This window comes from Streptomyces sp. AM8-1-1 (assembly GCF_032229325.1).
GTDB lineage: Bacteria > Actinomycetota > Actinomycetes > Streptomycetales > Streptomycetaceae > Streptomyces > Streptomyces achmelvichensis.
Genome location: NZ_CP135086.1, coordinates 4,400,494 through 4,424,876, shown reverse-complemented (window position 1 = coordinate 4,424,876; position 24,383 = coordinate 4,400,494). Strand labels below are relative to the sequence as shown.

Sequence of the window (24,383 nt, the reverse complement as noted above, 5' to 3'; positions counted from 1 at the left end):
GGTGTGACCGCCGTCGGTCGTGAACGCCGGCCAGGGCTGTCAGTTGTGCCGGATCAGTGACTCGACGAGACCGCCGCGGGTGGCCGGGAAGTCGAGCGGGACGATCCCGAGCCCGCGCCAGCCGCTCGCGGTGCCGTCGATGAAGGAGTGGACCCGCGGGTTGAGGTTGTCGGAGTTCCAGCGCGGCGGCAGGCTCGCCGAGGTGCTGACGTAGTTGATGAACAGCTTGCCGGGCTGTTCGGAAGCCCGCCGGAAGTGCGCCTCGATCTTGGGGTACTTGGCGCCCGGCAGCGCGTTCCAGTCGTCCTGGATGTCGAACAGCGCCCCGTCGGCGTAGCGCACACCGGGCAGTCCGCCGTTGTCGCCGAGGAGCACGACCTTGCCGCGGGCCTCGCCGAGGGACGGAATCCCGTCGCCGATCCGGAACAGCGGCCGCCAGCCCTTGGTGTCCAGATAGGTGTCGAAGATCCGGCGGAAGGTGGCGTCGCTGTCGCTCGAGTACTCCTGCTTGACGCGCATGAGCACGGTCTCGGACGGGTGCGCCTGGAGGAAGTCCCGGCAGGCGATGAGGACGTCGCCGAACATCATGTTCTGGAAGGCCGGGCCGTGGTGGATGGCGAACGAGTCGCCGGTGACCCGGCAGCGGACGTCGAGGAAGCGGATGCCGCTCGTCAACTGCTGGGCGATGGTGGTGTTCTGGCACTCGGCCCACGGGCCGCCGAAGCGGGCGCCGGAGTCGTGGGTGCCGGGGATCGTCAGACGCTGCAGGGCGGTCGAGTCACCGTGACCCGCCATCCAGTCCTGGGGGGAGAGGATGCGGCGCGGTGCCGCGACTGCGGCCGGTGGGGGGATGAGGGCGGTCGCGGTCAGAACTGCGGCCCCCGCGAGAAAGCTGCGTCGGTCCATGGCCCCGGATTATGGCGGGGCCACGTCAAGCATCACCAGCCTCCGGACTGGCCAGTAACAAACAGCGATTTTCGGCCGGGACGGGCCGGGACGGCCGTGACGGGGCGCCGGAAAGCGGCGGACGGCGAACGGACCGCGGCCCTGCAAGCCGCGGGGCCCGCACGACCCGCGGCCCTGAAAGCCGCCGGGCCCGCACCACCCGCGGCCCGCACCACCCACAGCCCGCACGACCCGTGAGGCGCCGGCCCGGCAAACGCCGGTGGGGCGGCGCGCCCGAAGGCCCGCCGCCCCACCCTTCCCGCGTCTGCCGCTACTTGACGACCGTGATCCGACCGGTGGCCGGCGGCGCCAGCGGGGAGGCCGCCGTCGAGTGCGCGGCCAGGTAGGCGGTCAGCACATCCAGGTCGGAGGCGCCGACGAGCTTGTTCTTGTGCTCCTTCAGCACGGCGAACCCGTCGCCACCGCCCGCGAGGAACTCGTTCATCGCGACCCGGTAGGTCTTCGCCGGGTCGAGCGCCTCGCCGCCCAGCTTCACCGACGACGTCACGATCCGGTCGGCGCCCGACTTCGTCATGTCCAGGGTGTAGGTGAAGCCCTTGGACACCTGAAGGATCTTCGGAGCGGCCTGGTTCGCGCCACTGACCTGCTGCTGGAGCATGGTGACCAGCTGCGCGCCGGTCAGGTCGACGACGTTCATCATGTTGGTGAACGGCTGCACGGTGAACGCCTCGCCGTACGTCACGACACCGTCGCCCTCACCGCCCGACGCCTTGTGCACCAGACCCGCACGGACACCGCCCGGGTTCATGACGGCCAGCTGCGCCCCGCCCTTGTCGGCCGGCGCGAGACCCTCCAGCTGGGCGTCCGCGATCAGGTTGCCCACCGGCTTCTCGGGGGCGTCCGCCGGGTTCTCGATGTCGGCGGAGATGTAGCCCACGGGACGGCTCGCGATCGGCGCGGCCAGCGTGTTCCAGCGCTGGATCAGATTCGTCATGTCCGAGGCCTTCGCGACGTCACGGGTGACGACGTGGTTCGCGGACGCCACGGCCGTACGCACGATGTCGTTCGTGCGCCGGTCGTAGGTGAGGGTCGTGTCGGTGTAGAGCTTGCCGAACGACGCGGCCGAGGTGACGGTGCGCGGCTTGCCCGACGGGTCGGGGATCGAGCACGCGTACGCCTGGTGGGTGTGGCCGGTGACGAGCGCGTCGACCTGCGGGCTGACCTTCTTGGCGATGTCCACGATCGGGCCGGAGACGCCGTCACCCGGGCCAGGGCTGTCGCAGTTGTAGTTGTACGACGCCGAGGCGGGCGCGCCGCCCTCGTGGATCAGGGCGACGATCGACTTGACGCCCTTGCGCTCCAGGACCTTGGTGTACTTGTTGATCGTCTCGATCTCGTCGCCGAACTTCAGGCCCTTGACGCCCTCGGCGCTGACGATGTTCGGCGTGCCCTCCAGGGTCACCCCGATGAAACCGATCTTGACGCCGTTCTTCTTCCAGATGAAGTACGGGTCGAGCAGCGGCTTGCCGCTCTTCTCCTTCGTCACGTTGGCCGCGAGGTAGGGGAAGTCCGCGCCCTTGAACTTCTTCCCCTTCTCGTAGCAGCCCTCGGTCGGGTGGCAGCCACCGTTCTGGAGGCGGGCCAGTTCCTTGGCGCCCTCGTCGAACTCGTGGTTGCCGACGGAAGTGACGTCGAGCTTCAGCTTGTTCAGCGCCTCGACGGTGGGCTCGTCGTGGAAGAGACCGGACAGCAGCGGGGACGCGCCGACCATGTCACCGGCCGCGGCCGTCACCGAGTACCGGTGGTCCTCGCGCGCCTGGCGCAGGTGCGTGGCGAGGTACTCGGCACCGCCCGCGTCGATCGTCCTGGTGGTGCCGTCCTCGTTGGTGTGCGTGACGCGCCCGGCCGAGCCGGCGGGCGGCTCCAGGTTCCCGTGCAGGTCGTTGAAGGACAGGAGCTGGACGTCAACGGTGCGGCCGTGTCCGTGGCCGCTCTCGGAGGCTCCTGCCGGCATCGCGGCGACCAGAGCGCCGACGGTGGTCAGGCCGGCGACCGCGGCGAGTATGCGGCTGCGGTTTCTGTGCGGTGTCGCTGACATCTGTCCCCTTGTAGGTCTCAGCGTGTCTGAGGGTGCGAGCGGCAGCCTAGAGTCAACGCGCGTAGCGCGACAGGGGTGTACGGGTTACGACCTGATTGCCTTCGCGACAACCGCCCCCGGCCGGACCATTGCCGTCCCGCGTGCCACCCGCGGTCCGCGCCCCCCGCCGTACGCTCTCCTCATGACGACTGACGCGGTGATTCCGGAGCCCGGCCGGCAGATCCTGACCTATGACGAGCTGACTCCCGAGCAGGCGGAAGCCGTACTGGGTCTGCTCGCCGAGGCCGCCCGCAGCGACGGGATGCAGGCCGTCTCCGAACAGGGCCGGCTGCAACTGCGCGGCGGAAAGCGGGACGGCGTACGGCACTTCCTGCTGACCGTCGGCGACGAACTGATCGGCTACGCCCAGCTGGAGGACACCGATCCGGTGGAGGCCCCGGCCGCCGAACTCGTGGTCCACCCGAGCCACCGGGGCCGCGGCCACGGCCGGGCCCTGGGCAGTGCGCTGCTCGGCGCCTCGGGCAAGCGGCTGCGGGTGTGGGCGCACGGTGGGAAGTCGGCGGCCCGGCACCTGGCCCAGGTCCTCGGGCTCAGCCTCTTCCGCGAACTGCGCCAACTGCGCCGCTCCCTGAGCCCGCTCGACATCCCCGAGCCGGTGTTCCCTGCCGGGGTCACGGTGCGCACCTTCGTCCCGGGCCAGGACGACGCGGCCTGGCTCGCGGTGAACGCCGCGGCCTTCGCCCACCACCCGGAGCAGGGCTCGCTCACCCAACGGGACCTCGACGACCGCAAGAACGAACCGTGGTTCGACCCGAAGGGCTTCTTCCTGGCGGAGCGCGACGGCGAGATCATCGGCTTCCACTGGACGAAGGTGCACGCGGAGGAACACCTGGGCGAGGTGTACGTGGTGGGCATCCGCCCCGACGCCCAGGGCGGCGGACTCGGCAAGGCCCTGACCGCGATCGGCCTCCGCCACCTCGCGGCCCAGCAGATGCCGACGGCCATGCTCTACGTGGACGCGGACAACACTGCGGCACTGGCCGTGTACGAGCGGCTGGGCTTCGTCACGCACGAGGTGGATCTGATGTACCGCGCGGAGTCCTGAACGAACCTGCGGAAGGGGGCGGTTGACACCGCCCCCTTCTTTGCAACACCCTTTCACTACTTGATTAGTGAAAGGGTGGTTGATGATCGAATACCGGATCGACCGGCGCAGCGGAGTCGCCACCTATCTGCAGATCGTCCAGCAGACCAAACAGGCGCTGCGCCTCGGACTCCTCGAACCCGGCGACCGTCTGCCCACCGCCCGCGAAGTGGTGGAGGCGACCGCCATCAACCCGAACACCGTGCTCAAGGCCTACCGCGAACTGGAGCGCGAAGGCCTCGTCGAGGCCCGCCGCGGGCTCGGCACCTTCGTCCGCAGGTCCCTGGGTGCCACCCCCGCCGACTCGCCGCTGCGCGGCGAACTCGCCGAATGGGGGCGGCGGGCGCGGGCCGCGGGCCTGGAGCGGGACGACGTGGCCGCGCTGTTCACATCCGTACTGGACGAGCTCTACAAGGGGGACGACACATGACCGGCACAGCCCTGCAAGCCGACGGCCTCGGCCGGCGGTTCCGGCACGGATGGGCCCTGCGGGAATGCACCTTCCGACTGCCCGCCGGGCGGATCTGCGGCCTCGTCGGCCCCAACGGCGCGGGCAAGTCCACCCTGCTGGCCCTCGCCGCGGGACTGCTGCGCCCGACGGAGGGCAGCATCGAGATCCTCGGCACCGACCCCGCGTCCGCCCGGGCACGCATGGCGTACGTCGGCCAGGACAAGCCGCTGCATCCTCAGCTGACGGTGGCCCAGACCCTGCGGCTGGGCGCCGAACTCAACCCGGACGTCTGGGACATGGACACCGCGCAGCGGGTCGTGGCGGCCGGCGAGATCGACGGCACGGCCCGCGTCCGCACCCTGTCCGGCGGCCAGCGCACCCGCGTCGCCCTGGCCCTCGCTCTCGGCAAGCGGGCCGAACTGCTGCTCCTCGACGAGCCGATGGCGGACCTGGACCCGCTCGCCCGGCACCAGCTGATGGGCACGCTGCTGGCGGACGCGGCGGAGCGCGGTACGACGGTGGTGATGTCGTCGCACATCCTCACCGAGCTGGAGGACACCTGCGACTACGTGGTGCTCGTCGACGCGGGACGCATCCGGCTCGCGGGCGGGACCGACGACCTGCTGACCGCCCACACCCTGGTCACCGGCCCGGCACGGGACCTCGCCCCGCACACCGTGGTCGAAGCACGGACGACGGGCCGCGCCACCACGGCCCTCCTGCGGCGTGACGGCCCGGTCTCGGACGCCTGGCAGACGGCCCAGCCCTCCCTCGAAGAACTCCTCCTCGCCCACCTGCGCAACCCGGACGCACCGGCCCTGTTCACCCCGAGCGCGACAGGAATCCCCCGATGAACCAGGCAATACTCGCCGGCCCTCGCCGGACCGTCCTCCAACTGCACCGACGTGCACTGTGGGCCGCGCTCGCCCTGTTCGGCGCGGCGGCCGTGACCCTCGTCGTGCTGCGGCTGCGCGTCGACACGCTCGACACCACCGGTCCGTGCCGAGGCGGGACAGGCTGCAACGAAGCGATCCAGGGCCTCGTCCAGGCCCACGAATGGCTGCGGACCGGGCTCGACCAGGTGGCCACGGGCGTCCTGCTCCTGCCGCTCGCGATCGCGGCGTTCGCGGCCGGTCCGCTGATCGCCCGCGAGCTGGAGACCGGCACGTACCGGCTCGCCTGGACCCAGTCGGTGACTCCCGCCGGATGGCTCGCGGCCAAACTGCTCCTTCCCGCGGTCGTCGTCACGGCAGGGACGGCCGCGCTCGTCGCCGCCTTCCGCTGGAGCCGCCCGCCCACCACCGGGAACGGCGCCGGAATGCTGTGGGACAGCCCGGTGTACGCGTCCATGGGGGTCACCACCTTCGCGTACGGACTCCTCGCGCTCGCCGTCGGCGCGCTCACCGGACTGCTGGTGCGCCGCACCGTCGTCGCCATGAGTTTCGCGGGCCTGGCGACCGGAGGGCTCATGCTCCTCGTCACCACGCTGCGTCCGCACCTGTGGCCCGTCGCGACCAGGTCGGCGCCCGGCGACGAGCAGGACCTGTGGATTCTTCAGCAGGGCAAGCTCACGGCCTCCGGCGAACGGCTGTTCTGGGAGGACTGCTACAACATCAGCGGCCCGCAGACCCCGGAACAGTGCATGTCCGCCCGCGGCGCCGTCGGGGACTTCCACGACGTGCACCCCAGCTCCCACTTCTGGCCGCTCCAGCTCGTGGAGACCGGCATCGTGCTGGCGCTTGCCGCCGCGGCCGTCGCGGCCGCATTCTGGCTGCTGCGCCGGCGCCACGGCTGACCGCACACCCCCGGCGACCTGCCCGCGCACGCCGCCGGACCCGCCGGAACGCCCCTGAATCCCGTGCCGGACCCCTCGCGCGACCCCGGGGGGTCCCGCCGCGCTTTCCCGCGCGTCATGTCGTCGTTACCGGCCATTCAGACGCCCTTGCGACCCTCTCTCAATGCAGCCCGCCGTGCCCGCCTCCCCCAACGGCAGATTCCACCTCGATCCGGCACCCTCCGACGCGCCCGTCATGCCCACTACGCGGAAGAATGGGTCCATGAGTCAGCAGCCCGCCGAGGTACCGGTCCAGCACCCCCAGCCGTCCGTCGGTTCCATAGCCGCGCACCGCCCGCACACCGTCGCGGCCACGGTGTCCGAGCTGGAACCCGACCTCGACGCCGATCTCGACGGCTACGAGGAGGATCACGACGGATCGGGCGCCGAGCTGCCCCAGGGACGGTTCCTGGACCGGGAGCGCAGCTGGCTCGCGTTCAACGAGCGGGTCCTGGAGCTCGCCGAGGATCCGGCCACCCCGCTGCTCGAACGGGCGAACTTCCTCGCCATCTTCGCGTCCAACCTGGACGAGTTCTTCATGGTCCGGGTGGCCGGCCTCAAGCGCCGTATCGCCACCGGTGTCGCCACCCGTTCGGCCTCCGGCCTCCAGCCGCGCGAGGTCCTCGATCTGATCTGGACCCGCTCCCGCGAGCTGATGGCCCGGCACGCCGCCGCCTACCAGCAGGACGTCGCCCCCGCGCTCGCCGAGGAAGGCGTCCACCTCATCCGCTGGCCGGACCTCACCGAGAAGGAGCAGGCGCGGCTGTTCACGCTGTTCCGGCAGCAGATCTTCCCGGTGCTCACGCCGCTGGCCGTCGACCCGGCGCACCCCTTCCCGTACATCTCCGGGCTCTCGCTGAACCTCGCGGTCGTCGTCCGCAACCCGGTCAGCGGCCACCGCCACTTCGCCCGGGTGAAGGTCCCGCCCCTGCTCTCCCGCTTCCTGGAGGCCTCGCCGCAGCGGTACGTACCGCTGGAGGACGTCATCGCGGCCCATCTCGAGGAGCTCTTCCCCGGCATGGAGGTGCTCGCGCACCACATGTTCCGGGTGACCAGGAACGAGGACCTGGAGGTCGAGGAGGACGACGCCGAGAACCTCCTCCAGGCCCTGGAGAAGGAGCTCATGCGGCGCCGCTTCGGGCCGCCGGTGCGCCTGGAGGTCGAGGAGTCCATCGACCCGTACGTCCTCGACCTGCTGGTGCGCGAGCTGAAGGTGTCCGACGCCGAGGTCTACCCGCTGCCGGGCCCGCTGGACCTGACCGGACTCTTCGGCATCGCGGCGCTGGACCGGCCCGAGCTGAAGTTCCCCAAGTTCGTCGCCGGCACCCACCGGGAACTCGCCGAGGTCGAGTCGGCCTCCGCACCCGACATCTTCATGGCGCTGCGCGAGCGCGACGTCCTGCTGCACCACCCGTACGACAGCTTCTCCACCTCCGTGCAGGCCTTCCTGGAGCAGGCCGCAGCCGACCCGGACGTGCTCGCGATCAAGCAGACCCTGTACCGGACCTCCGGCGACTCGCCCATCGTGGACGCGCTGATAGACGCCGCCGAGTCGGGCAAGCAGGTCCTCGTCCTGGTCGAGATCAAGGCCCGCTTCGACGAGCAGGCCAACATCAAGTGGGCGCGCAAGCTGGAGGAGTCCGGCTGCCACGTCGTCTACGGACTCGTCGGCCTCAAGACCCACTGCAAGCTGTCCCTGGTGGTGCGCCAGGAGGGCGACACCCTGCGCCGCTACTCGCACGTCGGCACCGGCAACTACCACCCGAAGACCGCCCGGCTGTACGAGGACCTGGGGCTGCTGACCGCCGACCCGCAGGTCGGCGCCGACCTCTCCGACCTGTTCAACAGGCTGTCGGGCTACTCACGGCGAGAGACCTACCGCCGGCTGCTGGTCGCGCCCAAGTCCCTGCGCGACGGCCTCATCGCGCGCATCAACAAGGAAGCGGCGCACCACCGCGCCGGGCGTCCCGCGTACGTCCGCATCAAGGTCAACTCGATGGTGGACGAGGCGGTCATCGACGCCTGCTACCGGGCCGCGATGGCGGGCGTGCCGGTCGACATCTGGGTGCGCGGCATCTGCGCGCTGCGCCCCGGCGTCACCGGGCTCTCGGAGAACATACGGGTGCGCTCCATCCTCGGACGCTTCCTCGAACACTCCCGGATCTTCTCCTTCGGCAACGGCGGAGAACCCGAGGTCTGGTTCGGCAGCGCCGACATGATGCACCGCAACCTCGACCGCCGTATCGAGGCTCTGGTGCGGGTCACCGACCCCGCCCACCGCGCGACCATCACGCGCCTCATGGAGACCGGTATGTCCGACTCCACGTCCTCCTGGCACCTCGGCCCGGACGGCGCATGGACCCGGCATGCGACGGATCCGGAGGGCCAGCCGCTGCGGAACGTACAGGAGATGCTCATAGACGCCCGGAGGCGCCGGCGTGCACAGCCCTGATCTCTCCCGGGAGGACGCACCCGCCGTCCCGTCCGGCCACCCCACCGCGGTCACCGCGGGCGAGGCTCTCGCCCGGTACCTGAACGCGCGGGCGGGCGACTTTCTGCGCAGCCTGCGGCTGCACGGCGAGAGCGGTTCGGACACGGCGGGCGTGGCCGAGGCGGCCGGGTCGCTGCACATGGCCGCCCGCCGTATCAGCGGGACCCTGCACACCTTCCGGCCGCTGCTCGACCCGGGCTGGGCGGACGATCTGCGGACCGAGCTGGCCTGGCTGTCCGCCACGCTGGCGCAGGAACACGCCTGCACCTCGCGGCTGAACCGGCTGCTGAGCGCCCTGTCCCGGCTCTCGGGCGCCGCTCCGGTGCCGTCGGCCAGGGGTGAGTTCCTGGTGCTGGACGGCGCCATGGGCCCCCAGGCGACGGACGCGCCCCGCCCCTCCGGCAGTCTCACCGTGGGCGCGGCCCGCGCGGGTGCGCTGCTGGAGCGGCAGCTCACCCTGGCCCGGACGCGCGCCCACTCCGCGGCCCTCCAGGCGCTGGGCTCCTCGCGCTTCCACGGCGTCGCCGACGCCGTCGCCGTACTCGCCTCCGAGCTGCCGCTCGGCCCCGTCGCGGGCGCCCCGGCCTCCGAGGCCCTGGCCCCCGCCGCCGAGGTCGCCGAGCACCGGCTGGTGGACGCGGTCGCCGCACTGCCGCTGTCGCGTGCGGGCCACCCGTACAACGCCGAGGCCCTCGTGCACGGCCTCGCCACCGCGTCGGCCGGAGAGGCGCAGGACGCGCCCTGGCACCAGGTCCGCCAATTGCTGCGGCTGCACCGGTACGCCCAGGAAGTGCTGTGCCCGAACACGGATCCCGTGCTGGGCCGCGCGGGTCTGGTGCTCGACCGGCACCGCGACGCCGCCGAGGCGGCCGCCGCTGCCGCCGCCGCGGCCCGCACCCCCCGGATCGCTCCGGCCACGGCGTACGCGCTGGGGGTGCTGCACGCGGACCAGCGGCACGAGGTGGAGGCGGCCCGGTTCGCCTTCCAGGAGGTGTGGCGGACCAGCACCGCGGTATCCGCGCCATGAGGACCCGGGGCCGGGTCCTCGATGCGGTTCATGAGGACGGGCTCATGGGACCGGGCACAGGAGGCGAGCCATGGAGGCGGCTCATGAAAGCGGGCTTGTGATGAGCGACAGCACGGTCCATGCGGCGGGGTGCGTCCTGTGGCGCCGGGCCCCGTACGACGAGGGCCTGGAGATCTGTCTGGTGCACCGGCCCAAGTACGACGACTGGTCACACCCCAAGGGCAAACTGAAACGCGGTGAGGACACCCTCGCCGGTGCGTTGCGCGAAGTGCTGGAGGAGACCGGTCACGCGTGTGTCCCCGGCGCCCGGCTGCCGACCGCGCGCTACTTTGCGAACGGGCGCCCGAAGCAGGTCACGTACTGGGCGGCCGAGGCGACGACGGGGTCCTTCACCCCGAGCGAGGAGGTGGACCGCATTCTGTGGCTGCCGCCCGCCGCGGCACGCAACCGGCTGACGCAGCCGCGGGACCGCCAGCTGCTGGACGCGCTGCTCGACGCGCTGCACTCGGCCTGATGCACGAGGCTGGGACGTAGAGGCCGAGCGGCGATGGGCACGACCCGGGAGCGGAGAGGCGAGGTCCGGGAGTCCGAGGCCGGAGCCGCCGGGAGCCGCCCTGACCCGTCCTGCCGGCAGTCCCCGACCCTCACCAAGCTGTCGCTCGACGGTCCGCCGACCTGTGCCGGACAGACGTACGGACGGTCACCGGGACAGGGGTACGGGCGAACGGAGCGCGACCGTCCGATCCGCCGCGCCACCAGGCACCCAGCCGCCCGACACGGTTCACCTTCCGTTCACTCTCCACCTTGGGCCGCTTCACCTGATCTGCCTAATTTCGGCCTTACACGGTGACCGGCAAAGGGCCGGCTCCCCCCACCCCGACACACGCCGCACTGAACGTCCCCGACTCAGGTCAACGTCCGGCGGCTCCTGGAAGGAACACCCGAAAGTGAAGCTTCAGCGCAAGAACGGGCTTCGCGCCACCGCGCTCGGCGCCCTCGCCGTGACCGGCGCCCTGGTCCTCACGGCGTGTGGTTCGGACGACAACGCGGGCGGAACCGGCGGCACCGGCGAGAAGACCAACGCCGCGTCGAACATCAAGTGCGACGACGCCAAGGGCAAGCTGCCCGCCTCCGGTTCCAGCGCTCAGAAGAACGCCATGGACCTGTGGGTCAAGAACTACATGGCGGCCTGCTCCGGCGTGGAGGTCAACTACAAGTCCTCCTCCTCCGGTGAGGGAATCGTCGCCTTCAACCAGGGCACGGTGGGCTTCGCCGGATCCGACTCGGCCCTGAAGCCCGAAGAGGTCGAGGACTCGAAGAAGATCTGCAAGGGCGGCCAGGGCATCAACCTGCCCATGGTCGGCGGCCCGATCGCGATCGGTTACAACCTCTCCGGTGTCGAGGGTCTGACCCTGGACGCCCCGACCGTCGCCAAGATCTTCAACAACAAGATCAAGAAGTGGAACGACCCGGCGATCGCCGCTCTGAACAAGGGCAAGACGCTCCCGGACAAGGCGATCCAGGCCTTCCACCGCTCCGAGGACTCCGGCACCACGCAGAACCTCGGCAAGTACCTCGGCAAGACCGCCAAGGCGGAGTGGCCCTACGAGGCCGAGAAGAGCTGGCCCGCCCCCGGCGGCCAGGCCGCGTCCGGTTCCTCCGGTGTCGCCGCCCAGGTCAAGCAGGTCGACGGCGCGATCGGTTACTTCGAGCTCTCCTACGCCAGCTCGCAGTCCATCCCGACCGTGGACATCAACACCGGTGCCGCCGCTCCGGTGAAGGCCACCTCCGAGAACGCCTCCAAGGCCATCGCCGCCGCCAAGGTCAAGGGCACCGGCAAGGACCTGGCTCTCGACCTCGACTACACCACCAAGGCCGAAGGCGCCTACCCGATCGTCCTCGTGACCTACGAGGTCGTCTGCGACACGGGCAACAAGGCCGAGACGCTGGGCACGGTCAAGTCCTTCCTGACCTACACCGCCGGCGACGAGGGCCAGAAGGTCCTCTCCGAGGCCGGCTACGCGCCGATCCCGGCCGAGATCAACGCCAAGGTCCGCGAGACCGTCGCGGGTCTGAAGTAACGCAACCGGCCGGCGGAGGCCTTCGGGCCTCCGCCGGCCACCTCATCCGGTGCACCGCCGCCAGGGGAGTCCTGCCGCTCCCCCACCACAGACCGGAAAGACCATGGCTTCGACCACATCCATAGACGCACCCCCTCCAACGCCGGCTCCGCCGGTCAACAGGAAGAAGGGTTCCACCGGCCGCACCGGCGACAAGGTCTTCCTCGGCCTGTCCCGCGGTTCGGGCATCCTGCTCCTGGTGATCATGGCGTCGATCGCCGCGTTCCTCACCTACCGCTCCGTGCTCGCCATCTCCGCGGACGAGGGCAACTTCCTCACCACGTTCGAGTGGAACCCGGCGGGCGACCCGCCGGTGTTCGGCATCGCGGTCCTCCTCTTCGGCACCGTGATCAGCTCGATCATCGCGATGGCGATCGCCGTCCCGATCGCCGTCGGCATCGCGCTGTTCATCTCGCACTACGCGCCGCGCAAGCTCGCTTCCCCCATCGCCTACGTGGTCGACCTGCTGGCCGCCGTGCCGTCGATCATCTACGGCATCTGGGGCGCGCTCTTCCTGGTCCCCTACCTGGAGGGCCTGAACCTCTGGCTCGACCAGTTCTTCGGGTGGACCTACCTCTTCGAGAAGACCGAGGTCGGCGTCGCCCGCTCGCTGTTCACCGTCGGCATCCTGCTGGCGATCATGATCCTGCCGATCGTGACCAGCGTCAGCCGCGAAGTCTTCCTCCAGGTCCCGAAGATGAACGAAGAGGCCGCCCTCGCACTCGGCGCCACCCGCTGGGAAGTCATCCGTATGTCGGTGCTCCCCTTCGGCCGGTCCGGCGTGATCTCCGCCTCGATGCTCGGCCTCGGCCGCGCACTCGGCGAGACGATGGCCGTCGCCACGGTGCTGTCGCCGAGCTTCCTGATCTCCCTGCATCTGCTCAACCCGGGCGGAGGCACCTTCGCCCAGAACATCGCGGCGAAGTTCGACGAGGCCAACGAGTTCGGGCGGGACGCCCTGATCGCCTCCGGTCTCGTCCTCTTCATCCTCACCCTGCTGGTCAACGGCGCGGCCCGCCTGATCATCGCCCGCCGCAAGGAGTACTCGGGGGCCAACGCATGAGCCAGACAGCCATACAGGACAGGCCCACCCCGACGCCGCCGGTCCGCAAGGACGGCCTGCGCAGCCGCTCCCTCCCCCGCTTCGCGCCGCTCGGCTTCGCCGTCGTCGCGATCGCGCTCGGTGTCTGCCTCGGTCTCGCCGCCGGCTGGGAGAGCCGCATCCAGTGGGGCCTGATCTCGGCCCTCTTCTTCGTCGTCATCTCGTACGTCGTCACCACGGTCGTCGAGAACAAGCGACAGGCCAAGGACCGTCTGGCCACCAGCGTCGTCTGGGTCTGCTTCGTCCTCGCCGTCATCCCGCTCTTCTCGCTGATCTGGGTGACCGTCAGCCGCGGTATGAAGGTGCTCGACGGGTACTTCCTGACCCACTCGATGGCCGGTGTCCCCGGCTTCGAGGCCGGCGGCGGTGTCTACCACGCCATCATCGGCACGCTGGAGCAGGTCGGTATCGCCACCGTGCTCTCGGTGCCGATCGGTCTGCTGACCGCGATCTACCTGGTCGAGTACGGCAAGGGCACGCTGGCCAAGGCCGTCACCTTCTTCGTCGACGTCATGACGGGCATCCCGTCGATCGTCGCGGGCCTGTTCCTCCTCTCGATCATGCTGCTGTTCGAGCTGGAGCCCTCCGGCCTGATGGGCGCGCTGGCACTGGCGATCCTCATGGTCCCGGTCGTCGTCCGCTCCACCGAGGAGATGCTCAAGCTCGTTCCGAACGAGCTGCGCGAGGCGTCGCTTGCCCTCGGTGTGCCGAAGTACCGCACGATCACCAAGGTCGTCATCCCGACCGCGCTCGGCGGCATCACCACCGGTGTGATGCTCGCGATCGCGCGTATCGCGGGTGAGACCGCGCCGATCCTGCTGCTGGTCTTCGGCAGCCAGCTGATCAACAGCAATCCTTTCGAAGGCGCCCAGTCCTCCCTCCCCTTCTACATTTGGGAGCAGTACAGGGTGGGCAGCGAGGCGTCGTACGACCGCGCCTGGGCCGCCGCCCTGGTGCTGATCGCCTTCGTCATGATTCTCAACCTGGTGGCCCGCGGCATCGCCCGCTGGAAGGCCCCGAAGTCCGGTCGCTGAAGCGTCCATGAAAGCGAAGTGATCCCCATGGCCAAGCGAATCGACGTCAGCGGCCTCTCTGCCTTCTACGGCTCCCACAAGGCGATCGAGGACATCTCGATGACCGTGGAGCCCCGCTCCGTGACGGCCTTCATCGGCCCGTCCGGCTGCGGCAAGTCCACCTTCCTGCGCACCCTGAACCGTATGCACGAGGTCACCCCCGGCGGCCGCGTCGAGGGCAAGGTGATGCTGGACGACGAGAACCTCTACGGCTCCAGCGTCGACCCGGTCTCCGTGCGCCGTACGGTCGGCATGGTCTTCCAGCGTCCGAACCCGTTCCCGACGATGTCCATCTACGACAACGTCGCCGCCGGTCTGCGCCTCAACCGCAGCTACAAGAAGAGCGAGCTCAACGCGGTCGTCGAGAAGTCGCTCAAGGGCGCGAACCTCTGGAACGAGGTGAAGGACCGCCTCAACAAGCCCGGTTCCGGTCTCTCCGGCGGTCAGCAGCAGCGTCTGTGCATCGCCCGCGCGATCGCGGTCGAGCCCGACGTCCTGCTGATGGACGAGCCCTGCTCGGCGCTCGACCCGATCTCGACCCTCGCGATCGAGGACCTGATCGGCGAGCTGAAGGAGCGCTTCACGATCGTCATCGTGACGCACAACATGCAGCAGGCGGCGCGGGTCTCGGACCGTACGGCGTTCTTCAACCTCTCGGCGGTCGGCCAGCCCGGAAAGCTGATCGAGATAGACGAGACGGAGCGCATCTTCGCGAACCCGTCGGTGCAGGCGACCGAGGACTACATCTCGGGCCGCTTCGGGTGATCACCGCTCCCGCGGTGATCCCGGGCGGACGGCGCCGGCACCGGCTGCCGGCGCCCGGCAGCCCCGTCGCCCCCTAACACGTCTCGCGGTGCTGCATGGCGGTGCCACCGCAAGACGAAGGGCCCGCCCCCTTTCCCAGGGGGGCGGGCCCACATGTCTTTCCAGTCTCTGCCGTACGGGCGCTCACACCGGGCCGGCGTCTTCGAAGGGGGCGAGCCGTCCGGGGCGGGGAAGTGGTACGGCTGCCTTCCGGGCCGGGCTCGCAGGCCGTCGTCCGAGCCGGCTCCCAGGCCGTCGTCCGGGCCGGCTGCCCTGCGGGCCGCGTCCCGGCCGTCCGGCGCAGGCGTCAGCCGAACGCCAGGTACACGATCCCGTAGCTCAGCGCCGCGACCGCCGCTGCGGCCGGCATCGTGATGAACCAGCCCATGATGATGTTCTTCGCGACGCCCCACCGGACCGCGTTGACCCGCTTCGTCGCCCCGACACCCATGATCGCGGACGTGATCACATGCGTCGTCGAGATCGGCGCGTGGAACAGGAACGCCGAACCGAACATGATCGAGGCGCCCGTCGTCTCCGCCGCGAACCCCTGCGGCGGGTCGAGCTCGATGATCTTCCGCCCCAGCGTGCGCATGATGCGCCAGCCACCGGCGTACGTGCCGAGCGAGAGCATCACCGCACAGGCGATCTTCACCCAGACCGGGATCGCGTCGCCCTGGCCCTCGACATCGGCGATGACCAGCGCCATCACCACGATGCCCATCGTCTTCTGGGCGTCCTGGAGTCCGTGCCCGAGCGCCATACCGGCCGCCGAGACGGTCTGGGCTATCCGGAATCCGCGCTTGGCCTTGTGCGGGTTGGACTTCCGGAACATCCACATGATCCCGACCATCACCAGATAGCCGCAGACCAGGCCCACGATGGGCGAGACGAACATCGGGATGACGACCTTCTCCAGGACGCCGGTCCAGATCACATCCGTGCCGCCGGCGAGCGCCGCGCCCACCATGCCGCCGAACAATGCGTGCGAGGAGGACGAGGGAAGGCCGAAGTACCAGGTGACGAGGTTCCACACGATCGCGCCGAGCAACGCGGCGAAGAGGATGCCCATCCCCTTGCTGCCCTGGGGCGTCGCGATGAGCCCCTCGCTGACGGTCTTGGCCACGCCCTGTCCGAGGAACGCGCCCGCGAGGTTCATCACCGCGGCCATCGCCAGCGCCGCGCGCGGTGTCAGGGCGCGGGTGGAGACGGACGTCGCGATGGCGTTCGCGGAGTCGTGGAAGCCGTTGGTGTACGTGAATCCGAGCGCGACACCAATGGTCACGATCAGGGCAAAGGTGTCCACAAGCTTCAGGACTCCTTGACCGCGATGGTCTCGACGGTGTTCGCGACGTGCTCGAAGGCGTCGGCCGCCTCTTCGAGTACGTCCACGATCTGCTTCAGCTTGAGGACCTCGATGGCCTCGTACTTGCCGTTGAAGAGGTGGGCCAGCAGCTTGCGGTGGATCTGGTCGGCCTGGTTCTCGAGGCGGTTGACCTCGATCCAGTACTCGGTGAGGTTGTCCATGGTCCGCAGGTGCGGCATGGCCTCCGCCGTCAGCTCCGCGGCCCGCGCGAGGACCTCGATCTGCTGCTCGACACCCTTCGGGAGCTCCTCGACCTGGTACAGCACGACCAGGTCGACGGCCTCCTCCATGAAGTCCATGATGTCGTCGAGCGACGACGCGAGCTTGTAGATGTCCTCGCGGTCGAACGGCGTGATGAAGGAGGAGTTCAGCTGGTGGAAGATCGCGTGCGTCGCGTCGTCTCCCGCGTGCTCCGCTGCCCGCATCCGTTCCGCGATCTCGGCCCGGGCGGAGGAGTCCGCCCCGAGCAGTTCCATCAGGAGCTTGGAGCCCGTGACGATGTTGTCCGCGGAGGCGGCAAACATGTCGTAGAAGCTCGTCTCCCTGGGGGTCAGACGAAATCGCACGTGGGGTCCTCGGGGTGCATTGGATTCGGTCAGGCTGATGCTAGGCGCATTCATCCGGCCACGGCCAACCGGCTTCCTCAGTGTCGCCCATCGGCAACAGTGCACAGCACAGCACCCCCGGCCCCCTGGCCGGAGCGATTCGGTACCATATACCCATGAGGGGTATGTGACTCCTATGTGATGGATCAGGCACAGTTTTCGGACAGGCTCCATCTCGGCACAGCTGACAACCGGAGGACGCGATGACGACCACCGAGGCGGGCGGCCCCCCGGTCACGGACCACGACCGCGGCGTGCACGGCTACCACAAACAGAAGGACGAGCACCTCAAGCGGCTGCGCCGTATCGAGGGCCAGATCCGCGGCCTCCAGCGCATGGTCGATGAGGACGTCTACTGCATCGACATACTCACGCAGGTCTCCGCCTCCACCAAGGCACTCCAGTCGTTCGCGCTCCAGCTGCTCGAGGAGCATCTGCGCCACTGCGTCGCGGACGCCGCGGTCAAGGGCGGCGACGAGATCGACGCCAAGGTCGAGGAAGCCACCAAGGCGATCGCCCGCCTGCTGCGCACCTGACCTGCCGCTTTCCCGATCTGCCGGCCACACGGCCGGCGCTTACCCGCCTTGCCGCCCATCCGACCGCCGCATACCCGACGTACAGCGCCCCCCGGGGACGGTCCCGCCGAGAGGGATCAGTCGATTCGGCCGGATTCGGACCGCTCGGCCGCCACCTTCAGCACCTCGTCGATACGGTCCGGGCTCAGCCGGTCCTCGTCAGCGGCCGACGCCGCGATGATCAGCTCACCGCACAGTTCGATCTCGGCAAGCGCCACGTGGTCCTGGACGGTCGTCGTACTGGGCGGAGCCACGTGCGTTCACCTCTTCCTGCCGGGCGTCGACTTCCTAGCGTAGGGAGTGGTGCACACACCGCGCATGGCACGTCCGGACCATTTCGGGGGTGTCTTTCAGATCTTCCCGGGCTGACCCGAAGGAACCCCACGGGCCCCGGCGGCGAACGGACACGGCCACGAAGAACACGGACTACGTCCCGATCCTGCCGGCATAGATGTCCCGCCGGTCGGGGAGAACCATGGTCACCGGAGTGCCGAAGTCGTAGAGCACCGTGGTCGACGTGACCGCGACCGTACCGGTCGCGTTGGCGAAACTGAAGCGGTGCCGCACCTTGCGGAGCCGGCCCTGCTCGTCGAGATAGACGTCGAACGGCACGGTGTCGGTGGCGAACCCTTTCGCCGCGGCCGCCAGCGAGGCCCGCGCATGTGGTTCGGCGGCCAGCGCCGCCCGCCCGATGTCCGTGCTCCCCCGGTAGTGGTGCACCGTCTCGCCGGCGACGCTCTCCTCCCCGACGTACGTCACGTCCCGGGCGCCGCGCAGCAGTTCGGCCGCGGCCAGCGGATCCGTCGCCCCGCCGGTGACCAGATTGCCGTCCGCGAGGGTCGTCGTGTCGATCCGAACCCACTTGTCGGCGGGCACACCCGCGCCCCGGTTCTTCATGTAGAGCGCCCCGGGCGCCATCAGTTCCGTGACCGGGCGGTGTTCGTCCGCGCCCGCGGGGTCCTTCGGCAGGACCACCGTCAGCCGGCCCATCCGCCGCCGGAAGTCGTAACCGCCCTCGCCCTGGATGGTCACCCGCGTCCCGCCGGTCGCGGTCTCCATCGACGTACGCGCCCGCGCGCTGCCGGCGGCGACCAGCGCGTCCGCCGCCGTGCGCACCCGGTCGGTCCGTCCGCCGCCGGGCCGGTCGTCGGCGACCGCGCCCGTGCCGCCGGAGCAGCCGCTGGTCGCCATCACACCCGCCACGGCGGCGGCGACCACCAACGCGGCGCCCCTGCGCCTGTGCTGCTGCACCACCATCGACCGCCAACCCCCAACACCGGAACCGCTGCTTCTACGAGACCTCCGCCCGTCCCGCATAACGACGGCCAGGGCCCGTCGTCACGCGACCACCCGGGTTGCGCTCCGCGCCAGTACCGTGGAGAGGTGCCAGCGCGAGACCTCCCGGACAGCGGAGAATCCCCTCATCTCACGACAACCACCGAGCGGGGCTCGTTCGCGATAGCCCGGTGCAGCTGCGGATGGGCCGGACCCGCCCGACGCTCCCGTGAACGAGCACGTACCGACGCCGAGTTGCACGGGACAGCCGTCACCGCGAGAGACTGAGACCGCACGGCAGCCCCTGGACCGCGTTCCTCCGGAACCCCCACGGCCTCAGCGCCGTCTTGTCCCCCAGGAGGCACCATGGACCGGCGCGCGCTGCTCACCACCGCTGTAGCTCTGACCGCGACCGCCTGCAGCAGCAGTGCGGGCGGCGGCACACCCACGGCCGAGGCCACCACCGGCACGGCCGGCCGCATACCCACGCCCCGCGGGTCCGCCTCGACGGCCTCCGCCGCCGCGGCCGACTGGACAGCTCTCGCCCGCGGCCTGGACGGGCAGCTGGTGCGCCCCGGCGACGCCGCGTACCCCACGGCCCGCCAGCTCTACAACACCCGCTTCGACGCGCTGAAGCCCGCGGCCGTCGCGTATGTGTCCGGCGAGGACGACATCGCCGAGTGCCTCGCCTACGCCCGGGCCCACCGCACCCCCGTCTCCATACGCAACGGCGGCCACTCCTACGCCGGTTGGTCCTCCGGCAACGGCCGGCTCGTCATCGACGTCTCCGCCCTGAAGAAGGTCGGCACGGACGGCACCATCGGCGCCGGCGCCAAACTGATCGACGTCTACACCACGCTCGGAAAAGCCGGCCGCACCATACCGGCCGGCTCCTGCCCCTCCGTCGGGGTGTCCGGCCTCACCCTCGGCGGCGGTCACGGCGTCACCTCGCGTGCGTACGGCCTGACCTGCGACAGCCTCACCTCGGCGAGGATCGTCACGGCCGACGGCCGACGGCTGACGGCGAGCGCGAAGGAGAACACGGACCTGTTCTGGGCACTGCGCGGCGCCGGCAACGGCAACTTCGGCGTGGTCACCGAGCTCCGGTTCCGTACGCACCCGGCCACGCCGACCGTCGTCGGCTATCTCACCTGGCCCTGGTCGAAGGCGGCCGCCGTGTTCTCGGCCTGGCAGCGATGGGGACCCGACCAGCCCGACGAGATATGGTCCTCGGCCCATCTGTCGGCCGGCCCCGGCGGGCATTCCCCCACCTTCTCCATCGCCGCCTTCTCCCTCGGCACCGAGGGCGATCTGAAGAACGCCGTCGACCGGCTCGCCGACGCGGCGGGCTCCCCGGCGAGCAACGTCTCCATCCGCCGGCGCGGCCATCTCGACGCCATGCTCGGCTACGCGAACTGCGCCACGCTCAGCCAGGACCAGTGCCATCTGCCCGGCCGCACCCCGGGCCGCTCCCCGCAGGGCGCGCTCCAGCGTGAGACGTACGCCGCGGCGTCCGCCTTCTTCGACCGGGCGCTCTCCCCTTCCGGCGTCCAGGCACTGCTCGCGGCGGCCGAAGGGTTCACGCGCCTCCCGCAGAGCCAGGGCGGGGGCGGCTCCATCGTCCTGACAGCGCTCGGCGGCGCGGTCAACCGGGTGGACCCGCTGGCGACGTCGTTCGTCCACCGCCGCTCGCGGATGCTCGCGCAGTACATCGCCGCCTGGCGCCCGGGCGCGCAGGGCACGGCCCAGCAGGCGTGGCTGAAGAGCACCCATGCCTCCCTGCGCCGTTTCGCGTCGGGGGCGGCGTACCAGAACTATGTCGATCCGACGCTGACCGACTGGCGGCGGGCCTACTACGGACCCGCGGCGGACCGGCTCACCCGGCTGAAGAAGCAGTACGACCCAGGCAGGCTGTTCGACTTCCCGCAGGCGCTGTAGCCCGTACGGGGGCCCCCGAATGGCCGGTACGGTGCCGGGCCTGTGCGCTGGTTATATGAACCGAACCGGACGAATAGCCACGCTCACGGCGACCACCGCGCTCACGCTGGCCCTCCCGTTCGGCGGTGCCGCGCCCGGGGCGTCCGCGGAGCCGGCCGAGACGGCCCCCGCCGTCGCCTCCAAGCCGGACGGCCCGCTCGAGAGTTCCCTCGCGGTGCTCGCCACCGGAGCGATAGCCGGCGCCGGAACCGTACTGATCGTCCGTCGCCACCACCGCCGCAACCGCGGCGGACGCCGCTGACCCGCCAGGACCCGGTACGGCCTGCGGCTCACGGCCCAAACGATCAGGCAGCCAGGTCGTTCCGGCCCGCGCCCTCGGTCCGCGGATCGTGGATGTCCAGCGGCTCGGGACGGTCCGCCTGGGCGGGCGCCCGCTTCGAGCGCACGAGCCGTCCGGCCCGGCCGGAGCCCGCGACCGCCGACACCACCGGGGTCAGCAGAGCCAGCGCGAGCGGGGCGAGGAGCAGGGTGACCGCCGTACCGAGCGCGAAGCCGCCGATGACATCGGTCGGGTAGTGCACGCCCATGTACACCCGGCAGAACCCCTCGGCGAGGGCGAGACCGATCGCGGCCCAGCCGAACTTCCGGTGCGCGATGAACAGCCCGGCACCGATCGCCATCGCCATCGTGGCGTGGTCGCTGACGAACGAGTAGTCGGTCTTCCCGGAGACGAGGACCTCGATGCCCTGGTGGTCCAGGAACGGACGAGGTCTCTCCACGAACCCGCGGATCGGGATGTTGATCAGCAGCGCGATGCCCGCGGCGAGCGGCGCCCACACCAGCGCGACGACACCCGACACCGAGTCCTCGGTGGTACCGCGCCGGCGCACGCTCCACCAGCACCAGAGCGCCACGGCCACCATCGCCAGCAGGATGCCCCACTCGCCGACGAACTCCATCACGCGGTCGAACCAGTGGGGTGCGTCCTTGGCCAGGCCGTTGATGTCGTAGAGCAGGCTGACATCAGGGCTCGACCCGCCCCTTGACTCCGTCAGGGGGAACCCCATTGCGAGTCCAGCCATCTGCTGCGGCCCCTTGCCTTGTGCCTGCTGCGGTGCACGGGTGCACCGCTCGTACCAACCCCCGTGGTCAGTGTGGTGTCTGCTGCATGGTCAGTGCCGCTGTCACAGTCCAGGGAACGGCACGTTCCCCGGCTTCGTTCCACTCTCCACCGAACGATCACTATGACGTTATCGAAGAGAGACACATCGCTGCAGCTCAGGGCCTTGGCCTAACGGAGAGTTCCAGCCATTCGCGACGCCCCGTCAGGCCCCCGGAGGCACCGTGGGGAGTGCTTTTGCGCCATCCTCGGTGACCCTCGTGGCGCCGAAGTAGTCCGGGGTGTCGATCTTGTCGAAGCGGATCACGGCACCGGTGTAGGGCGCATTGATCATGTAGCCGCCGCCGACGTACAGCCCCACGTGCCGGATGGCGCGCGAATTGGTCAGGTCGTCCGAGAAGAAGACGAGGTCCCCCGGCAGCAGCTCGTCGCGGGACGGATGCGGCCCGGCGTTGTACTGGTCGTTGGCCACCCGCGGCAGCTCGATCTTCACCGTGCGGTACGCGGCCTGCGTGAGCCCGGAGCAGTCGAAACGTCCGCCCTGCTCAGGGGTGCCGTTACCGCCCCACAGATACTTCGTGCCGAGCCGCTGCTGCGCGAAATGGATCGCCCCGGCGGCCTGCCGCGACGGCTCGACACGGCCGGCCGGCCGGGCGAAGCTCTTCTCCAGGGTGCGGATGATCTTCACGTAGTTCTGCGTCTCGCGGTACGGCGGAACCCCGCCGTACTTGATGACCGCGTACGCGCCGGCGTTGTAGGCGGCGAGCATGTTGTCGGTCGCGTCGCCCGGCGCCTTCTTGACATATCCAGCCAAGTGGCAGTCGTACGTCGCAGCAGACGGAATCGCGTCGGCCGGATCCCACACATCGCGGTCCCCGTCCTTGTCCCCGTCGACGCCGTGCGCCGCCCAGGTGCCGGGGATGAACTGCGCGATGCCCTGCGCGGTGGCCGGGCTCTGCGCCTTCGGGTTCCAGCCGCTCTCCTGGTAGAGCTGGGCGGCGAGCAGCGCGGGATTGATGGCCGGGCAGAGGTTGCCCCACTTCTGCACGAGCGGCTGGTAGCGCGCGGGCACGGCCCCCTTGGCCAGGGCGACGGCACCGTTCCTGCCGTCGATCCCGAGGAGGCCGGAGGCGGCGGAGTACGTACCGACGACGAGCAAGCCGACGAACCCCAGGCACACCACGACGGACGCGCCCGCGACCAGCCACGCCTTACGCACCGTCAACCACCCTTCACCCCATGGCAGTAGGCCCTGCGCCAGTGTAGGTGGGCAGGGCCTCAATCAGCGGTCGGAGAAGAGGGCGGGGCGGGAAGCGTTCGCAGGATGGCGCGACCGCGACGTCCGCGCCGCGCCACCGGCTTCCCATCCCCGCCACGGAACCGGACCTACGGCTTCCCGTCCCGGCCGCGGAACCGGACGTACGGCTTCCCGTCCCTGCCGCCGAACCTGGTCTACGGCTTGCGCGCCACGCCGCCGAACATCGCGACCTCTTCCGGCTCCGGCCGGCCCTCGGGGACGTCCACGCGCCAGCGGGAGCAGGAGACCACGCCCGGAGGGAGCAGTTCGAGGCCGTCGAAGTAGCCCTCGACCTCCCGCGGAGTGCGCTGGGTGAGGCGCGGGGTGCCGTGCTCGTTCCAGAAGGCGACCGCCGCGTCCACGTCCGGCATCGTGGGGCTGGTGATCGTGTGCGACAGCACGAGGTGGCTGCCGGAGGGCAGCGCGTCCATCAGCCGGCGGACGACCGCGTACGACTCCTCGTGGTCCTCGATGAAGATGACCACGCCCAGCAGCATCAGTGCCACGGGCTGCTTGAAGTCGAGCGTCTCCGAGGCACGCTCCAGGATGGCGTCGACATCGCGCAGATCGGCGTCGAGGTAGTCCGTACGGCCCTGAGGAGTGCTGGTCAGGAGCGCGCGGGCGTGCGCGAGGACGAGCGGGTCGTTGTCCACGTAGACGATCCGCGATTCGGGCGCGACGCCCTGTGCGACCTCATGGGTGTTGTCGGCGCTGGGCAGCCCCGTTCCGACGTCGAGGAACTGCCGGATCCCGAGATCCGCCACCAGATGGTGGACGGCCCGGCCCAGAAACTGACGGTCGGCCAGGGCATAGTCCCCGATGCCGGGGTGAATGCCCCGGATCTGGTCCCCGGCCTCACGGTCCACGGGGTAGTTGTCCTTGCCGCCGAGCCAGTAGTTCCAGATCCTGGCGGTGTGAGGGCGCGAGGTGTCGATCCGGTCGCGTACGTGCTCGTTTTCGGTCACGGGCCACAACATATCCAACTCGGGCCCTCGGGAGGGAGGTTGAGGCGCAGATGGGAGACGTTTCTGCACCCTCCGCGGGCCCGGCCCCGAGCACGGCCGCGGCCCGGTCCGGAACACGGCCGCGGACACGGCTCCGGCGAGGAACCTCCCCGGCCGGCGGACCGTCATATGTCACGGCGGACGCACCCGTTC

Annotated in this window: 24 protein-coding genes; 15 read left to right on the top strand and 9 right to left on the bottom strand. The window is 70.2% G+C overall.

Going from position 1 to position 24,383, the window contains the following annotated elements; genetic code table 11:
• Nucleotides 1-39: 39 nt before the first annotated feature.
• Together RPQ07_RS20000 and RPQ07_RS19995 are read right to left on the bottom strand one after the other, a co-directional pair.
• On the bottom strand, nucleotides 40-906 hold the full coding sequence (locus tag RPQ07_RS20000; RefSeq protein WP_313945528.1) for a phosphatidylinositol-specific phospholipase C: 867 nt from the start codon (nucleotides 904-906) through the stop codon (nucleotides 40-42).
• A gap of 310 nt (nucleotides 907-1,216) precedes the next feature.
• Nucleotides 1,217-3,004 (bottom strand): bifunctional metallophosphatase/5'-nucleotidase, encoded by a 1,788-nt coding sequence (locus RPQ07_RS19995; RefSeq protein ID WP_313945527.1) that lies wholly within the window; start codon nucleotides 3,002-3,004, stop codon nucleotides 1,217-1,219.
• Nucleotides 3,005-3,185: 181 nt separating this feature from the next.
• Between RPQ07_RS19995 and mshD the strand changes: the two genes are divergently transcribed.
• From mshD to pstB, 11 genes are all read left to right on the top strand, one after another.
• Nucleotides 3,186-4,109 carry a mycothiol synthase gene (gene mshD / locus RPQ07_RS19990; RefSeq protein WP_313945526.1) on the top strand — a complete coding sequence of 308 codons (924 nt, stop codon included), beginning with the start codon at nucleotides 3,186-3,188 and terminating at the stop codon, nucleotides 4,107-4,109.
• Between the two features lie 82 nt (nucleotides 4,110-4,191).
• Nucleotides 4,192-4,578 (top strand): GntR family transcriptional regulator, encoded by a 387-nt coding sequence (locus tag RPQ07_RS19985; protein ID WP_313945525.1) that lies wholly within the window; start codon nucleotides 4,192-4,194, stop codon nucleotides 4,576-4,578.
• A complete protein-coding gene (locus RPQ07_RS19980) occupies nucleotides 4,575-5,453 on the top strand; it encodes an ABC transporter ATP-binding protein (protein WP_313945524.1) in 879 nt (292 codons plus the stop codon). The genes RPQ07_RS19985 and RPQ07_RS19980 overlap by 4 nt, the downstream gene beginning before the upstream one ends.
• Complete coding sequence (locus tag RPQ07_RS19975) at nucleotides 5,450-6,394, top strand: ABC transporter permease (RefSeq protein WP_313945523.1); 945 nt, start codon at nucleotides 5,450-5,452, stop codon at nucleotides 6,392-6,394. Before RPQ07_RS19980 ends, RPQ07_RS19975 begins: the two co-directional genes overlap by 4 nt.
• A gap of 262 nt (nucleotides 6,395-6,656) precedes the next feature.
• Nucleotides 6,657-8,885 (top strand): RNA degradosome polyphosphate kinase, encoded by a 2,229-nt coding sequence (locus tag RPQ07_RS19970; protein WP_313945522.1) that lies wholly within the window; start codon nucleotides 6,657-6,659, stop codon nucleotides 8,883-8,885.
• Nucleotides 8,872-9,951, top strand: a complete 1,080-nt coding sequence (locus RPQ07_RS19965) for a CHAD domain-containing protein (RefSeq protein ID WP_413777755.1) — start codon at nucleotides 8,872-8,874, stop codon at nucleotides 9,949-9,951. Before RPQ07_RS19970 ends, RPQ07_RS19965 begins: the two co-directional genes overlap by 14 nt.
• 100 nt (nucleotides 9,952-10,051) lie before the next feature.
• Nucleotides 10,052-10,465, top strand: coding sequence for an NUDIX hydrolase (locus RPQ07_RS19960; protein WP_313945521.1), 414 nt, complete (start codon nucleotides 10,052-10,054; stop codon nucleotides 10,463-10,465).
• Nucleotides 10,466-10,898: 433 nt separating this feature from the next.
• The gene (pstS, locus tag RPQ07_RS19955) at nucleotides 10,899-12,032 is read left to right on the top strand and encodes a phosphate ABC transporter substrate-binding protein PstS (protein WP_313945520.1); all 1,134 of its coding nucleotides are present in this window, start codon (nucleotides 10,899-10,901) and stop codon (nucleotides 12,030-12,032) included.
• Nucleotides 12,033-12,135: 103 nt separating this feature from the next.
• Nucleotides 12,136-13,134, top strand: a complete 999-nt coding sequence (gene pstC, locus RPQ07_RS19950) for a phosphate ABC transporter permease subunit PstC (RefSeq protein ID WP_313945519.1) — start codon at nucleotides 12,136-12,138, stop codon at nucleotides 13,132-13,134.
• Nucleotides 13,131-14,207: a phosphate ABC transporter permease PstA gene (gene pstA, locus RPQ07_RS19945; protein WP_313945518.1), complete on the top strand. Its 1,077-nt coding sequence runs from the start codon at nucleotides 13,131-13,133 to the stop codon at nucleotides 14,205-14,207. The genes pstC and pstA overlap by 4 nt, the downstream gene beginning before the upstream one ends.
• A 27-nt stretch (nucleotides 14,208-14,234) precedes the next feature.
• On the top strand, nucleotides 14,235-15,011 hold the full coding sequence (gene pstB, locus RPQ07_RS19940) for a phosphate ABC transporter ATP-binding protein PstB (protein WP_313945517.1): 777 nt from the start codon (nucleotides 14,235-14,237) through the stop codon (nucleotides 15,009-15,011).
• A 346-nt stretch (nucleotides 15,012-15,357) separates the two neighbouring features.
• On the opposite strand, the gene RPQ07_RS19935 is transcribed toward pstB, so the two are convergent.
• On the bottom strand, nucleotides 15,358-16,356 hold the full coding sequence (locus RPQ07_RS19935) for an anion permease (RefSeq protein WP_313945516.1): 999 nt from the start codon (nucleotides 16,354-16,356) through the stop codon (nucleotides 15,358-15,360).
• Between the two features lie 5 nt (nucleotides 16,357-16,361).
• Nucleotides 16,362-16,982 carry a DUF47 domain-containing protein gene (locus tag RPQ07_RS19930; protein ID WP_313945515.1) on the bottom strand — a complete coding sequence of 207 codons (621 nt, stop codon included), beginning with the start codon at nucleotides 16,980-16,982 and terminating at the stop codon, nucleotides 16,362-16,364.
• 242 nt (nucleotides 16,983-17,224) lie between these two features.
• Here RPQ07_RS19930 and RPQ07_RS19925 point away from each other — a divergent pair, with 242 nt between their 5' ends.
• Complete coding sequence (locus tag RPQ07_RS19925; RefSeq protein WP_313945514.1) at nucleotides 17,225-17,557, top strand: metal-sensitive transcriptional regulator; 333 nt, start codon at nucleotides 17,225-17,227, stop codon at nucleotides 17,555-17,557.
• Between the two features lie 116 nt (nucleotides 17,558-17,673).
• Here RPQ07_RS19925 and RPQ07_RS19920 read toward each other — a convergent pair whose 3' ends face one another.
• Nucleotides 17,674-17,850 (bottom strand): hypothetical protein, encoded by a 177-nt coding sequence (locus RPQ07_RS19920; RefSeq protein WP_313945513.1) that lies wholly within the window; start codon nucleotides 17,848-17,850, stop codon nucleotides 17,674-17,676.
• A gap of 172 nt (nucleotides 17,851-18,022) precedes the next feature.
• Nucleotides 18,023-18,853 (bottom strand): hypothetical protein, encoded by an 831-nt coding sequence (locus RPQ07_RS19915; RefSeq protein WP_313945512.1) that lies wholly within the window; start codon nucleotides 18,851-18,853, stop codon nucleotides 18,023-18,025.
• 126 nt (nucleotides 18,854-18,979) lie between these two features.
• On the opposite strand from RPQ07_RS19915, the gene RPQ07_RS19910 reads away from it, so the two are divergent.
• The 3 genes from RPQ07_RS19910 to RPQ07_RS19900 all read left to right on the top strand — a co-directional run bounded on the left by RPQ07_RS19910 (nucleotide 18,980) and on the right by RPQ07_RS19900 (nucleotide 21,110).
• Nucleotides 18,980-19,159 carry a hypothetical protein gene (locus RPQ07_RS19910; RefSeq protein ID WP_313945511.1) on the top strand — a complete coding sequence of 60 codons (180 nt, stop codon included), beginning with the start codon at nucleotides 18,980-18,982 and terminating at the stop codon, nucleotides 19,157-19,159.
• A 78-nt stretch (nucleotides 19,160-19,237) separates the two neighbouring features.
• Nucleotides 19,238-20,809, top strand: coding sequence for an FAD-binding oxidoreductase (locus tag RPQ07_RS19905; protein ID WP_313945510.1), 1,572 nt, complete (start codon nucleotides 19,238-19,240; stop codon nucleotides 20,807-20,809).
• Nucleotides 20,810-20,864: 55 nt separating this feature from the next.
• Entirely contained in the window at nucleotides 20,865-21,110 is a 246-nt protein-coding gene (locus RPQ07_RS19900) for a hypothetical protein (protein WP_313945509.1), read from the top strand.
• Nucleotides 21,111-21,153: 43 nt separating this feature from the next.
• Here the strand turns inward: RPQ07_RS19900 and RPQ07_RS19895 are convergent, their stop codons facing one another.
• The 3 genes from RPQ07_RS19895 to RPQ07_RS19885 all read right to left on the bottom strand — a co-directional run bounded on the left by RPQ07_RS19895 (nucleotide 21,154) and on the right by RPQ07_RS19885 (nucleotide 24,203).
• Entirely contained in the window at nucleotides 21,154-21,891 is a 738-nt protein-coding gene (locus RPQ07_RS19895) for a phosphatase PAP2 family protein (RefSeq protein ID WP_313945508.1), read from the bottom strand.
• Between the two features lie 243 nt (nucleotides 21,892-22,134).
• The gene (locus tag RPQ07_RS19890) at nucleotides 22,135-23,148 is read right to left on the bottom strand and encodes a bifunctional lytic transglycosylase/C40 family peptidase (protein WP_313945507.1); all 1,014 of its coding nucleotides are present in this window, start codon (nucleotides 23,146-23,148) and stop codon (nucleotides 22,135-22,137) included.
• 233 nt (nucleotides 23,149-23,381) lie between these two features.
• The gene (locus RPQ07_RS19885) at nucleotides 23,382-24,203 is read right to left on the bottom strand and encodes an SAM-dependent methyltransferase (RefSeq protein WP_313945506.1); all 822 of its coding nucleotides are present in this window, start codon (nucleotides 24,201-24,203) and stop codon (nucleotides 23,382-23,384) included.
• Between the last annotated feature and the right edge of the window lie 180 nt (nucleotides 24,204-24,383).